Origin of the sequence: Pseudomonas sp. RL_5y_Pfl2_73 (genome assembly GCF_963970515.1) — a bacterium.
Taxonomy (GTDB): domain Bacteria; phylum Pseudomonadota; class Gammaproteobacteria; order Pseudomonadales; family Pseudomonadaceae; genus Aquipseudomonas.
Genome location: NZ_CAXAPD010000022.1, coordinates 1 through 14,398, shown reverse-complemented (window position 1 = coordinate 14,398; position 14,398 = coordinate 1). Strand labels below are relative to the sequence as shown.

Annotated in this window: 11 protein-coding genes and 2 pseudogenes; 11 read left to right on the top strand and 2 right to left on the bottom strand. The window is 60.3% G+C overall.

The genetic code is table 11. The features are described 5' to 3' along the window. Nucleotides 1-76: 76 nt before the first annotated feature. Nucleotides 77-1,981: a sigma-54-dependent Fis family transcriptional regulator gene (locus AACY42_RS20175; RefSeq protein ID WP_339481864.1), complete on the bottom strand. Its 1,905-nt coding sequence runs from the start codon at nucleotides 1,979-1,981 to the stop codon at nucleotides 77-79. Between the two features lie 441 nt (nucleotides 1,982-2,422). Here AACY42_RS20175 and exaC point away from each other — a divergent pair, with 441 nt between their 5' ends. The 11 genes and pseudogenes from exaC to darG form a co-directional block, all read left to right on the top strand. After that, entirely contained in the window at nucleotides 2,423-3,943 is a 1,521-nt protein-coding gene (gene exaC / locus AACY42_RS20170; protein ID WP_339481862.1) for an acetaldehyde dehydrogenase ExaC, read from the top strand. Between the two features lie 239 nt (nucleotides 3,944-4,182). Beyond that, complete coding sequence (eat, locus tag AACY42_RS20165; protein WP_339481861.1) at nucleotides 4,183-5,631, top strand: ethanolamine permease; 1,449 nt, start codon at nucleotides 4,183-4,185, stop codon at nucleotides 5,629-5,631. Nucleotides 5,632-5,688: 57 nt separating this feature from the next. Continuing rightward, a complete protein-coding gene (locus AACY42_RS20160; RefSeq protein ID WP_339481860.1) occupies nucleotides 5,689-7,083 on the top strand; it encodes an ethanolamine ammonia-lyase subunit EutB in 1,395 nt (464 codons plus the stop codon). Between the two features lie 11 nt (nucleotides 7,084-7,094). Further along, entirely contained in the window at nucleotides 7,095-7,919 is an 825-nt protein-coding gene (gene eutC / locus AACY42_RS20155) for an ethanolamine ammonia-lyase subunit EutC (protein ID WP_339481859.1), read from the top strand. 107 nt (nucleotides 7,920-8,026) lie between these two features. After that, complete coding sequence (locus AACY42_RS20150) at nucleotides 8,027-8,488, top strand: GNAT family N-acetyltransferase (protein WP_013694280.1); 462 nt, start codon at nucleotides 8,027-8,029, stop codon at nucleotides 8,486-8,488. A 145-nt stretch (nucleotides 8,489-8,633) separates the two neighbouring features. After that, nucleotides 8,634-8,822: a nucleoid-structuring protein H-NS gene (locus AACY42_RS20145; protein WP_339481972.1), complete on the top strand. Its 189-nt coding sequence runs from the start codon at nucleotides 8,634-8,636 to the stop codon at nucleotides 8,820-8,822. A gap of 518 nt (nucleotides 8,823-9,340) precedes the next feature. After that, nucleotides 9,341-9,997: a DedA family protein gene (locus AACY42_RS20140; protein ID WP_339481856.1), complete on the top strand. Its 657-nt coding sequence runs from the start codon at nucleotides 9,341-9,343 to the stop codon at nucleotides 9,995-9,997. 6 nt (nucleotides 9,998-10,003) lie between these two features. Continuing rightward, nucleotides 10,004-10,816 (top strand): M90 family metallopeptidase, encoded by an 813-nt coding sequence (locus tag AACY42_RS20135; protein ID WP_339481855.1) that lies wholly within the window; start codon nucleotides 10,004-10,006, stop codon nucleotides 10,814-10,816. Nucleotides 10,817-10,927: 111 nt separating this feature from the next. Then, nucleotides 10,928-11,455: an inorganic diphosphatase gene (gene ppa / locus AACY42_RS20130; protein ID WP_003205933.1), complete on the top strand. Its 528-nt coding sequence runs from the start codon at nucleotides 10,928-10,930 to the stop codon at nucleotides 11,453-11,455. 195 nt (nucleotides 11,456-11,650) lie between these two features. Continuing rightward, a complete protein-coding gene (locus AACY42_RS20125) occupies nucleotides 11,651-12,382 on the top strand; it encodes a LexA family transcriptional regulator (protein ID WP_339481854.1) in 732 nt (243 codons plus the stop codon). 576 nt (nucleotides 12,383-12,958) lie between these two features. Next, nucleotides 12,959-13,854 (top strand): annotated as a pseudogene (darG, locus tag AACY42_RS20120) (type II toxin-antitoxin system antitoxin DNA ADP-ribosyl glycohydrolase DarG); the annotation flags it as partial. A gap of 435 nt (nucleotides 13,855-14,289) precedes the next feature. Here darG and AACY42_RS20115 read toward each other — a convergent pair. Further along, nucleotides 14,290-14,398, bottom strand: a pseudogene (locus AACY42_RS20115) (IS5/IS1182 family transposase); the annotation flags it as partial.

Genomic DNA, 14,398 nt, shown 5'->3' with positions numbered 1-14,398 from the left:
GCCTTCTGTGGGAGCAAGGCTTGCCCGCGATAGCGGTGGATCAGTTGCATTGATGTTTAAAGTGCCGCCTTCGCGATCAGCGGGTAATCGCGTGTTTACGCAGCTTGCGGTAGAGGGTATTGCGGCTGATCCCCAGTTGTTCGGCGGTGTGGGTCATGTGCCAGCGCTGGCGCTCCAGTGCATCGAGCAGCGCCAGGCGCTCGGCATCCTCCAGCGGCCGCTCGGCCATCGCCTCTACCACCACAACCGGGTGCTGGTGGATCATGACTGGCAAATCTTCAAGACCGATGCGCCCACCGTCGCACAGCGCAGCAAGGGTGCGTAGCACATTGCGCAGTTGCCGCACGTTGCCCGGCCAGTCGAACCCAAGCAACGCCTGGCGCGCCGGTTCCTCGATGGACACCGTCTCGGCCCCGCTCTCTTCAGCCAACAGGAAATCCAGCAACTGCGACTTATCACTGCGCTCGCGCAACGCCGGCAGCGGGATTTCCAGACCGTTGAGGCGGTAGTACAAGTCCTCACGAAAACTGCCGTCGCGCACCCGGTCGAGCAGCTGCCGGTGGGTGGCGCTGATGATGCGCACGTTCACCGCCTCGGGCTCACCGCCGATAGGCACCACTTGGCGATCTTCCAGCACCCGCAGCAAACGGGTCTGCAAGGCCAGGGGCATGTCGCCGATTTCATCGAGGAACAGCGTGCCACCGTCAGCCTGTTGCAGCTTGCCGCGCATGCCTTCCTTGCGCGCGCCGGTGAAGCTGCCGCCGCGATAACCGAACAACTCGCTCTCGATCAGGCTTTCCGGGATGGCCGCGCAGTTGAGGGCGACGAAGTGTTTCCCGGCGCGCTGGCTGGCGTGGTGCACGGCCTTGGCGAAGGCTTCTTTGCCGGAGCCGGTTTCGCCCTGGATCAGTAGCGGCACATCGCGCTCGAACACCCGCAGCGCCTTGCGAAAATGCTCCTGCAACGCCACGTCCCCCAGGCAGATGCCCGGCAGGCGAGCCGGCTCGATAACCTTGAGCGCTGGCGCAACCGGTACCGGCACACTGCGGGGCTGCCCGCGCAGGACGGCGAACAAATGCCGACCGTCACGGGTGCGCAGCGGCCAACTGGCACTGGCCTGGGCGCTGGCCCGGCCCAGCAATTCATCCAGTGAACAGTCGAAAAAGTCTGCCACCCGCTGGCCCAGCAATCTGCCGCGAATATGCCCCAAGAGGTTCAGCGCGCTCTGGTTGACCGCGCTGATCCGCCCTTCGCCGTCGAACGCCAGCAACCCTTCGCTGAACAGCCCCACGGACTCGGCCTGCAAGTGAAAACGCAGCAGCCATTGATTGTCAAAGCAACGGAGGAAATAGCAGCTCTCGATCATCTTCGCCGAGAGATTGACCAGGGCCATGGTGTGGAACTGGCTCTGGCGCGACACGTCTGGCCGGGCCGAAGACACGTCGAGCACCGCCAGGAGTTCGCCCTGAGGGTCGAAGACCGGGCTGGCCGAGCAGGTCAGGCCGGTGTGGCGACCGCGAAAATGTTCTTCCTGGTGGATGGTCAGGGCCTGGCGCTCCACCAAACAGGTGCCAATACCGTTGGTGCCTTCGCAGGCTTCGCTCCAATCGGCGCCGAGCCAGAGGCCGGCCCGCTCGAATATCTTCCGTTCGCTGGGGGCGGTGACGCAGTTGAGGATCACGCCCCGGGCGTCGGTCAGCAACACCGCGTGGCCGGCACCGGAGAGTTGCTGATGCAGGCTGGTCATTTCATTGCCGGCGATCTGCAGCACCTGCTGCAAGCGCTCGCGGCTTTCCAGCACCCGACCATGTTCGAGCACCGTCGGCGCCAGGTTCTGGGCCGGGTCGAGGTGATAGTCCTCAAGGCAGCGCAGCCAGGAACGGGCAATCGACGGATCGCTGCCGGGCCCCTGCAAATGGGCCTTGCCCTGGGTGACCGTCAGGACTTGTTGGGCATGGCGACTCAAATGGTTGCTGTGCATTTTCTTATTATTCTCCCCGCAGGTTGCGGCCATACTGTAGGAGCTGCCGAAGGCTGCGATCTTTTGATTTTGATCTTTCGCTTGGGATTCAATTGGCTGGGGAAAGATCGCAGCCTCGTTGCACTCGACAGCTCCTACACAGCTCCTACACAGCGCCTACCCGGCCTGCCTCGCATCAAGGCCCAGCATCCTCCAGCCCAACCGTCTTTGCAATACTGGCGCGACCTGCCGGTCACAGACTGTCTCGTATCTGGCACAAACTGTCACACCCCACGTATCGCAACCGCGACACAGCCCCTCCGTTTGTCCGACCAACTCCTCCTAAAGTCTTGATTTACGGGCCCTGCAAGGCAATGGCCCGACCTTTGCTCTAGGCTTAAATACCAGCGCTCAATTTTGCGCGGCCTCCCGTATAAGCACAAAAGCCAAGGAGAACTCATCATGCGTTACGCTCACCCCGGTACTGAAGGCGCTATCGTTTCGTTCAAGAGCAAATACGGTAACTACATCGGCGGCGAGTTCGTCGCGCCTGTCAAAGGTCAGTACTTCACCAACACGTCCCCGGTCAATGGCCAGCCCATTGCCGAATTCCCGCGCTCCACGGCCGAAGACATCGAAAAAGCCCTGGACGCCGCCCACGCTGCCGCTGATGCCTGGGGTGCCACGTCGGCCCAGGCCCGTTCGCTGGTCCTGCTGAAAATCGCCGACCGCATCGAAGCCAACCTCGAAGTGCTGGCGATCACCGAATCCTGGGACAACGGCAAGGCTGTGCGCGAAACCCTCAACGCCGACATCCCCCTGGCCGCCGACCACTTCCGCTACTTCGCCGGTTGCCTGCGGGCCCAGGAAGGCAGCGCCGCCGAGATCGACGGCAACACCGTGGCCTACCACATCCATGAACCATTGGGCGTGGTCGGGCAGATCATCCCGTGGAACTTCCCGCTGCTGATGGCCGCCTGGAAACTCGCCCCGGCCCTGGCCGCCGGTAACTGCGTGGTGCTCAAGCCGGCCGAGCAAACCCCACTGGGCATCTGCGTGCTCATGGAGCTGATCGGCGACCTGCTGCCGCCCGGCGTGCTGAACGTGGTGCAAGGTTTCGGTAAAGAAGCCGGTGAAGCCCTCGCCACCAGCAAGCGCATCGCCAAGATCGCCTTCACCGGTTCCACCCCGGTGGGCTCGCACATCATGAAGTGCGCCGCCGAGAACATCATCCCGTCTACCGTAGAGCTGGGTGGCAAGTCGCCGAACATCTTCTTCGAAGACATCATGCAAGCCGAGCCGAGCTTCATTGAAAAGGCCGCCGAAGGCCTGGTGCTGGCGTTCTTCAACCAGGGCGAAGTCTGCACCTGCCCATCCCGCGCCCTGGTGCAGGAATCGATCTACGACGAATTCATGCAAGTGGTGATGAAGAAAGTCCTGCAGATCAAACGCGGCGACCCGCTGGACACCGACACCATGGTCGGCGCCCAAGCGTCCGAGCAGCAATTTGACAAGATTCTTTCGTACCTGGAAATCGCCAAGGGCGAAGGCGCCGAGCTGCTGACCGGCGGCAAGGTGGAAAAACTCGAGGGCAACCTGGCGACCGGGTATTACATCCAGCCGACCCTGCTCAAGGGCACCAACAAAATGCGCGTGTTCCAGGAAGAAATCTTCGGCCCAGTGGTGAGCATCACCACCTTCAAGGACGAAGCCGAAGCCCTGGCGATCGCCAACGACACCGAGTTCGGCCTCGGCGCCGGTCTCTGGACCCGCGACATCAACCGCGCCTACCGCATGGGCCGGGCGATCAAGGCCGGTCGCGTCTGGACCAACTGCTACCACCTGTACCCGGCGCACGCCGCGTTCGGTGGCTACAAGAAGTCCGGCGTGGGTCGTGAGACGCACAAGATGATGCTCGACCACTACCAGCAGACCAAAAACCTGCTGGTGAGCTACGACATCAATCCGTTGGGGTTCTTCTAAGCCCTTAGGGCGAGGCAGGTGGTTCTGCTTCGCCCTTTAGATAGCTATCGTCGGATCGCCGCCCGGAGCAAGCTCGCTCCCACAGGGATTTGTGGATAACTCGTTTCCAGGGTTGAAACAGATCCGCGAGCCTGCTCGCGATGGCGGCAGTACATCCAGCAAAGCCACAACTGAATCACCGCTTCATGAGCAAGCCCGCTTTCACAGGGCCAAAAAACAATAAAAACAGGTAAACCCTTATGCCAAGCGATCAAGCAAATCCGCAACCGGCAACGTCCTCGGTCGACTTCGAAAAAGTCGGCTCCGAATATTTCCAACAACGCGAACTGAAAAAAGGCGCGGCGGGCTGGGTCCTGCTGGTGGGCCTGGGGGTGGCGTATGTCATTTCCGGGGACTACGCCGGCTGGAACTTCGGCCTGGCCCAAGGTGGCTGGGGCGGGATGTTCCTCGCCACGCTGCTGATGGCCGCGATGTACCTGTGCATGTGTTTCTCCCTGGCCGAGCTGTCCTCGATGATCCCTACCGCCGGCGGCGGCTATGGCTTTGCCCGTAGCGCATTCGGGCCCTGGGGCGGGTTTCTCACCGGCACGGCGATCCTGATCGAGTACGCCATTGCCCCAGCGGCGATTGCGGTGTTCATCGGCGCGTATTGCCAATCGCTATTTGGCATTGGCGGCTGGATGATCTACCTGGCGTTCTACATTATCTTCATCGCCATTCACATATTCGGCGTGGGGGAAGCCCTCAAACTGATGTTCATCATCACCGCCGTCGCCGCCCTGGCACTGGGCGTGTTTCTGGTGGCGATGGTGCCGCACTTCGACGTTACCAACCTGCTGGACATCCCGGTCAGCGCGGCCACGGGCGCCAGCCCATTCCTGCCTTTCGGCTATGTCGGCGTGTGGGCAGCCATTCCATATGCCATCTGGTTTTTCCTGGCCGTGGAAGGCGTACCGCTGGCAGCTGAAGAAACCAAGAACCCCAAGCGCGACCTGCCGCGCGGCCTGATCGGCGCCATGCTGGTGCTGGTGGCGTTTGCCCTGCTGATTCTGGTGATCGGCCCGGGCGGCGCGGGCTCGAACGCGCTGATGGCCTCGGGCAACCCGCTGGTGGAAGCCCTGGCCAAGGCCTACGGTGGCTCGACCTGGATGGGCAACTTCGTCAACCTCGTCGGCCTGGCCGGTTTGATCGCCAGCTTCTTCTCGATCATCTACGCCTACTCGCGGCAGATATTTGCGCTGTCTCGCGCCGGCTACCTGCCACGCAAGCTCTCCGAAACCAATAAAAGCAAAGCACCGGTATTGGCACTGATCATCCCCGGCATCATCGGTTTTGGCCTGTCCTTGACCGGCCAGGGCGACCTGCTGATTCTGGTGGCGGTGTTCGGTGCCACCATCTCCTACGTGCTGATGATGGCCGCGCACATCACCCTGCGCATCCGTCGCCCCAAAATGGACCGGCCATACCGTACCCCAGGCGGCATCTTCACCTCGGGCGTGGCCCTGGTGCTGGCGTGCATCGCCGTGGTGGCGGGCTTTCTGGTGGACCCGCGGGTGGTCATCGGCGCGGCGATCATCTATGGAGTGTTAATTGCTTACTTTGCGTTCTACAGCCGGCATCACTTGGTAGCAGGCACGCCCGAAGAGGAATTCGCGGCCATTCAGAATGCTGAAGAAGCCTTGCACTAAGTTGTAAAACGCCGAAAACCACGGCGCCGCCCAGCGGCGCCGTCACGGAGAACCTGTATGGCCAGTTTTGCACACACGGTCGGCGCCCAGACCTATCGCTTCGACAGCCTCAAAGACCTGATGGCCAAGGCCAGCCCGGCGCGCTCCGGAGATTTTCTGGCCGAGCTCGCGGCGCTCAACGATGGTGAGCGGGTAGCCGCGCAGATGGCCTTGGCCGACCTGCCCCTCAGCCATTTCCTGCAAGAAATGTTGATTCCTTACGAGGTCGACGAAGTTACCCGGCTGATCGTCGACACTCACGATAAACAAGCCTTCGCCACGGTCAGCCACCTCACGGTCGGCGGTTTTCGCGATTGGCTGCTCAGCGACGCCGCCGATGAACAGAGCCTGCGGGCACTGGCCCCCGGCCTGACGCCGGAAATGGTCGCCGCTGTGTCAAAGATCATGCGCGTGCAGGATTTGGTGCTGGTGGCGCAAAAAATCCGCGTGGTGACCAAGTTCCGCGGCACCCTCGGCCTGCGCGGACGCCTGTCCACCCGCCTGCAACCCAACCACCCCACCGACGAACCGGCCGGAATCGCCGCGAGCATCCTCGACGGCCTGCTCTTCGGCAACGGTGACGCCATGATTGGCATCAATCCGGCCACCGACAGTACAGCGTCGATCTGCGCCATGCTGGAAATGCTCGACGCCATCATCCAGCGTTACGACATCCCCACCCAAGGCTGTGTGCTGACCCACGTCACCACCTCGATTGAAGCGGCGAACCGCGGCGTGCCCCTGGACCTGGTGTTCCAGTCCATCGCCGGTACCGAAGCGGCCAACGCCAGTTTCGGCATCAACCTGAACGTATTGAAAGAAGGCTATGACGCCGGGCTGAGCCTGAATCGCGGCACTCTCGGCAACAACCTGATGTATTTCGAAACCGGCCAGGGCAGCGCGCTGTCAGCCAACGCCCACCACGGCGTCGATCAACAGACCTGCGAGACCCGGGCCTACGCCGTGGCACGGCATTTCAACCCGTTTTTGGTCAACACGGTTGTAGGCTTCATCGGCCCCGAGTACCTGTACAACGGCAAACAGATCATCCGCGCCGGCCTCGAAGATCACTTCTGCGGCAAGTTGCTGGGCGTGCCGATGGGCTGCGACATCTGCTACACCAACCACGCCGAAGCCGACCAGGACGACATGGACACCCTGCTGACCCTGCTGGGCGTGGCCGGGATCAACTTCATCATGGGCATCCCCGGCTCCGACGACATCATGCTCAACTACCAGACCACCTCGTTCCATGACGCCCTCTACGCCCGCCAGACCCTGGGCCTCAAGCCCGCCCCGGAATTCGAAACGTGGCTGGCGAACATGGGCATCTTCACCCAGGCCGATGGCCGGGTGCGATTTGGCGACAACCTGCCACCGGCGTTCCGTCACGCCCTCGCGCATTTGGGATGAGAGAACTGCCCATGGACAAAAAACCTGTCGACCCACAAAACCCTTGGCTGAGTCTGCGCAACCTGACCCCGGCGCGCATCGCCCTGGGCCGTACCGGCACCAGCCTGCCCACCTCGGCGCAACTGGATTTCCAGTTCGCCCACGCCCAGGCCCGCGACGCCGTACACCTGGCGTTCGATCACGAGGGCATTCGCGCGCAACTAACTGAACGCGGCCGCGAGAGCCTACTACTCCACAGCGCGGCGACCGACCGACACAGTTACCTACAGCGTCCGGACCTGGGCCGACGGCTCGACGACGCCTCCGCGCAACAATTGCAGGACTACGCCACGGCACACCCTGGCGGTGTGGACTTGGTCATCGTCGTGGCTGACGGCCTGTCGGCGCTGGCGGTGCATCGCCATACCTTGCCGTTCCTGGCGCGGCTGGAAGAACAGATCGCCGCCGAAGGCTGGTCAGTGTCACCTGTAATCCTGGTGGAACAAGGCCGTGTGGCGGTGGCCGATGAAGTGGCGCAGCGGCTCGGCGCAAAAATGTCGGTGATACTGATCGGCGAACGCCCCGGCCTCAGCTCCCCCGACAGCCTGGGGCTGTATTTCACCTACGCCCCCAAGGTCGGCCTGACCGATGCCTATCGCAACTGCATCTCCAATGTCCGCCTCGAAGGCCTGGGCTACGGCATGGCCGCCCATCGCTTGATCTACCTGATGCGCGAGGCCTGTCGCCGACAGCTTTCGGGGGTCAATCTGAAGGACGAAGCCCAAGTAAACACACTAGAGTCGGAAAACGCTGCCGATATGAAAGGTAATTTCCTACTGGCGCCGCCCCGAAACTGATCCGTTTATCCGATTGCGTTTTTGATCCGCTTTCAGGCAGCATCAAAAGCACGGCAGCGCGACGTTGTTGTCAGAATATCTGTCGACCCTTGCAGACGAGACCTACCATGCGGATTATCCAAGCAACCCTGGAACACCTGGACCTGCTGACCCCATTGTTCGTCAAGTACCGGGAATTCTACGGCTCACTGCCCTACCCGGATTCGTCCCGAGCCTTCCTCGAAAAACGCCTGCGCCGCAAGGAATCGGTGATCTACCTAGCCTTGCCCGATGACGACGACAGCAAATTGCTGGGCTTCTGCCAGCTCTACCCGAGCTTCTCGTCGCTGTCGCTCAAGCGCGTGTGGATCCTCAATGACATCTACGTCGCCGAAGACGCCCGCCGCCAACTGGTGGCCGACAACCTGATCCGCACCGCGAAAAAAATGGCCAAGGAAACCAACGCCGTCCGCATGCGCGTCTCCACCAGCAGCAACAACGACGTGGCGCAGAAGACCTACGAATCGATTGGTTTCAAGGAAGACACCGAGTTCAAGAACTACGTGTTGCCGATCAGCGAAGGGATCTGAATCGCTCAGAGCAGTGTTGAAGGCCGGGGACATATCCGTTGCTGCGGTAACGGCTGCTTAGGGTTCCGCCCTGACGGCGGGTCACTTTCGAAAAGCCCGGAAGCCGGCCCAGTCGAAAGTAACCAAAGCGCTTTTGCCCCACCACTTGGCACCTCGCCTAGGCTCGGCATGCCTGAACGAAGGCATTGCTCCGTGGGCCCGCCGCGAAGGGCCATCCATGGCCCAGCGCGGCTACCTCGGCATCCATGCCGAGGTGCCCACTGCGCAATGCCTGCGTTCGGCCAGCGTGGTTAATGGGGCGCCCGAGATCAACGTCCTCCACGAGGCAGCCTGACAGCCGGCCTGGCTCTCCCAGTCGTACCCCGTTCCCATTGTGGGAGCGGGCTTGCTCGCGAAGGCGGCCTAACAGCCAGCCTGATTCTCCCGCTCATACACCCATCAGACCTGTGGGAGCAAAGCTTGCTCGCGAAAGCGGTAGCCCAGTTGCATCAATGCTGAATGTGCCGCCATCTTCGCGAGCAAGCCCGCTCCCACACTAGTTTTGAGGCGCGCACAAAAACCAATGTTCACCACAACCCCCTGTGGGAGCGAGCCTGCTCGCGATAGCGGTAGTCCAGCTGTATCAATATTTGAATGTGCCGCCATCTTCGCGAACAAGCCCGCCCCCACAAAGTGCGCCACTGCCCACAAAACCACCGAAATCCCCCGCTACAAACTCAACACGCGCTTCACAATCCTCGCCGTATAATGCCGCTCTTCCCGGCTTGTAAGAAAAAGCTACACACTCTGTAGTCATACTCAAAGCCAGTCCCACCCGCCTGCCAAGCCGGGCCGCCACCACAGGTGCTATGCATGGATTTCAACCCCCTCGACCTCATTCTGCATCTCGACGTCTACCTCGACATGCTGGTGACCAACTACGGGACCTGGATCTACGCCATCCTGTTCCTGGTGATCTTCTGTGAAACCGGCCTGGTGGTCACACCCTTCCTGCCGGGCGACTCGCTGCTGTTCATCGCCGGCGCCGTCGCCGCCGGTGGCGCCATGGACCCAGTCCTGCTGGGCGGCCTGCTGATGCTCGCGGCCATCCTCGGCGACAGCACCAACTACCTGATCGGCCGCACCGCTGGCGAAAAACTGTTCAGCAACCCCAACTCGAAAATTTTCCGCCGCGACTACCTGCAGCAAACCCACGACTTCTACGACAAACACGGCGGCAAAACCGTAACCCTGGCGCGCTTCCTGCCAATCATCCGCACCTTCGCACCCTTCGTCGCCGGCGTCGGCAAAATGCCTTACCCACGCTTCTTCGGCTTCAGCGTCCTCGGCACCATCCTATGGGTCGGCGGCCTGGTGACCCTCGGCTACTTCTTCGGTAACGTGCCGTTCATCAAGCAGAACCTGTCGCTGCTGGTCGTCGGCATCATCCTGCTGTCGCTGCTGCCGATGATCATCGGCCTGGTGCGCAGCAAACTGAGCCAGCGCACCTCGAAAACCCATCCGCGCTGATCGCCCATGTGGTCCCTGAGCAACTGGCGCCGCCAACGCACCCTCGCCAAACACCCCGTGACCGAGGACACCTGGCAGCGGGTGCGCCAACAATTGAGCTTCCTCGACGGCATCGGCGCCGCCGAGGACCAATGGCTGCGGGAAGCCTGCGTACTGTTCCTGCACGACAAACACCTCACCACCCTGCCCGGCGTCGAACTGCACCAGGAACAACGCCTGCTGCTCGCCGCCCAGGCCCAATTGCCGCTGATGCACCTGGGCGAACTGAACTGGTACCAGGGCTTCCACGAAATCGTCCTCTACCCCGACGACTTCCTCAGCCACCAGCGCTACCGCGACGCCAGCGGCATCGAGCACGAATGGGACGGCGAACACAGCGGCGAAGCCTGGCCCCAAGGCCCGATCATCCTGGCCTGGGACGGCGTGATGGCCAGCGGCGGCTGGGACGGCTACAACCTGGTGATCCACGAACTGGCGCACAAACTCGACATGCTCAACGGCGACGCCAACGGCCTGCCACCCTTGCACGCCAACATGCGCGTCAGCGACTGGGCCGACGCCATGCAACAAGCCTTCGACGACCTCGACCGCCAACTCGACCACAACCCCGACGCCAAAACCGTCATCGACCCCTACGCCGCCGAAAACCCGGCGGAGTTCTTTGCCGTCACCAGCGAATACTTCTTCAGCGCCCCAGACCTGCTGCACCAGGCCTATCCACGGGTGTATGAACAGCTCAAAGCGTTCTATCGCCAGGATCCGTTGGCCCGGCTGCGGCAACTTCAGGCCGAAGATCCGGTCTATCAGGCGTCATACTAAGGTCTCTACGACCCTGGTAACGTGGCAACAGCGGCCGAATATGCCTATAATCGCCGCCACTTTTTGGTCAATCCGACCAGTCATTTGGTCAACTAACGGGGGCACCGCCCAATGAGCTACAGCAAGATTCCGGCTGGCAAAGACCTGCCGAACGACATCTACGTCGCGATCGAAATCCCGGCCAACCACGCCCCGATCAAATACGAAATCGACAAAGACAGCGACTGCCTGTTCGTTGACCGTTTCATGGCCACCCCCATGTTCTACCCGGCCAACTACGGTTACATCCCCAACACCCTGGCCGACGACGGCGACCCCCTCGACGTGCTGGTCGTGACCCCTTACCCAGTGGCCCCAGGCTCGGTCATCCGCGCCCGTCCAGTCGGCATCCTGAACATGACCGACGACGGCGGCGGCGATGCCAAAGTCATCGCCGTGCCACACGACAAACTGTCGCAACTGTACGTCGACGTGAAGGAATACACCGACCTGCCACCGCTGCTGATCCAGCAGATCGAGCACTTCTTCGCGAACTACAAAGATCTCGAAAAAGGCAAGTGGGTCAAGATCGAAGGCTGGGCCGGTGCAGACGCCGCCCGCGAAGCGATCACCAAGTCGGTTGCCGCCTACAAAGGCTGAAACAAACTTGATAAAGAACCCCGGTTTGCCCCGGGGTTTTTTTATGTCTTAATGGTTCCTAATACGAAGTTGTATTAACACCGTTTAACGGCGTTTAGCCCACACCTTTCAAATCCTGCAAACGGAAAGATCGTCTTATATATTTGAACGACATGTTTATTGCCGAAAACATCTTCGTCTCTAAACTTTTCGTTTATGAAAATACTTTCCAGTGGCGACCGCTTCAGAGCCCTTCTAAAAGAAGCCAATATTCGATCCGCCGACTTCGCGAAGTTATACGGCGTGAAATCCCAGCACGTGAACAACTGGTTCAACCGTGGCATCCCACCGGGGCGCATCTACAGCATCGCCAGCCTGCTCACCGTCAGCCCGCAGTGGCTCGCCACCGGCGAAGGCCCGCAAACCCCATTGGGCCTGGGCCCCGGCACCACCTACGACGCCGCTGAAATCCAAGGCGTCTACAGCGTGGTGGAACCGACGGACATCGAACTGCCTTTCTATAAGGAAGTCCCCATCGCCCCAGGCGAAACCAAAACCCACATCACCGAAATCCCCGACCAAACCATCCGCCTGCCCCGCAGCCACCTCGAATCCCTGGAAATAAACCCCAGCGACGCCATCTGCATCACCATGGTCGGCGACAGCATGGCCGAACGCATCGCCGACGGCTCCACCCTCGCCATCGACCGCGGCCTGACCCAAATTGTCGACGGCCAAATCTATGCGCTTGAGCATGACGGGATGCTGCGAATCAAATACCTCCACAGAATCCCCGGCAACCGCCTGCGCCTGCGCAGCCACAACAGCGCTGCGTATCCCGACGAGGTCTTCAGCGCCGAACAGATCGATGCGCAGCACATCAGGGTGATTGGCTGGGTGTTCTGGTGGTCAACCCTCAACAAACAGAGACCGCCGGTATTCGACTAACCCACCCGAACGGGCAGACAGGCAAAGCTCCTTGCGCTGAGGAGCCTTTGTGACAGCAAGCTTTTGTGGCAGAGATCTTTGTGGCAGGGAGCTTTTGTGGCGAGGGAGCTTGCTCCCGCTGGGCTGCGCAGCAGCCCCCTGCTTTCCCCCTGAATTACCCTAACCCAATGATTCCACACCACTTACCACTGGGCTTCCGAAGAAAACCCGCGTATCCTCCGCCCCACATTTGCGAGCCCACGCCTCGCACCGACAAGGCAGATCACTTTCTGACCAAGTCCCACAGCCGGCCGCAAGAGCCGGATGTACGTTTTGAAGGCTGGTAAGGTTTGTCAAAAACGAGCTGAATCAGTCAACGAGAAGCCGGCCATAAGCCGGCTTTTTAATGTCTTTTTGAAAGCCACCCTCATCTACTGAAATTCGCTAGAGCCTTGCTAGATCAAGGGTTTCAGCCTATTTTTATTCCTGTGACTTCCGTTTTGATCCGAGGCGTTCCACGCGTAAGTGGGGGAACAAGTGGGGGAACAGGGGGCGAAAAAATGGGCAAACTGACCGCCAATCAAGTCAAGAATTTGGTTGAGCGAACTGGAGGGGCCACGCTGGATTGTGAACTTCCCGACTAAACGTCACTGGCGCTCTCCTTCGCAGATGGCGTGGATAACCGAAGGTCTGCACGACCTACGTCGCTTCCTGATCGAAAACGATGTGAAGTCCGTGGCGGTTGCACCGCTAGGGGCTGGCAACGGTGGTTTGAAGTGGCCAGAGGTTCGTGAGCAGATTGTTGAAGTCTTGAGCGATCTGGATGTCGACGTGCTGGTGTTCGAACCGTCCAAACAGTACTTGAACGTTGCTAAGCGTAACGGTGTGGAGAAGCTCACGCCTGCCCGTGCACTGATTGCCGAACTGGTCCGTCGCTACTGGGTTCTGGGTATGGAATGCAGCCTGCTTGAGATTCAGAAGCTGGCTTGGTTCCTTGAGCGCGCCATCGAAAAGCTGCCAAACACCGAAAACCCTCTGAATCTTCAGTTTGTTGCTCATAAGTACGGGCCGTATGCCAACCGGTGGAGCATCTGCTCAATAACCTGGATGGCAGCTATCTGCATTGTGACAAGTGCATCAGTCATGCGGGTATTAGCGACGTGATCTGGTTTGACGAAGGGCGCAAAGCATTCTTGCAGACCTATCTTCAAACAGAGGCCAAGGAGTACACCCAGGCCTTGGAGCGTACCGCCGAGTTGATCGATGGTTTTGAGTCACCTTTCGGCATGGAGTTGTTGGCGACGGTTGATTGGCTGCTGAGCCAGGATGGGATTTCCCCGACTGTTCCTGCCGTGCGCGAGGCATTGAAGCATTGGGATGGCGGAGCGGGAGCTGCGGCTCGTAAAAGCAAGCTGTTCGATGATCAGGCGCTTGATATCGCGCTGAAGCGGCTGACTTCCAGTAGTTTCAGGCCGGAGGTTGCGACCTGTTAGGGGTAACGTGTGACTTGGACAATTATCCAACAGGTTGTTGGATAATTTGGGCGCTCGTCGTTTCAGGGCAGAGTCAGCTGCCTGCTAGTTTTATCCCCTAGCGCTTACGTGGTGCAAGTAGCTCAGAGCGACCGATCTGTTCGCGATTTTTTTTGGGCGCTCGAGGACCAGAGAAGCCTGCCTCGGTAATAGCCGTATCCAATCCCCGAAAATGCGGGGCTGATTTTGGGCTACGTAGCGTTTCCATACCCTCATTCCACGCATGCACCATGTGTTTAGCCACATCTCGCCAAGCGGGCTCGTTCTTTGCAGCTTCGATAACTTCTTTACCCACCGCGACAGCGGATTCGCACAATTGCTCGACCATCGCGGCGTACTGACGCGGGGGGATATTTAAGCGGCCATTGAAAAATATCTCTAGGGGCTGTTGCCGTTTCACATGGGTAACCAAAGGAAGGCGCATGCCATGGCTAGCACGCTTTCATAATTTCGTTTGAGCTTGTCGAATCGAGAAGCCACTGCCCGATAGTGCTTCAATCGGGCG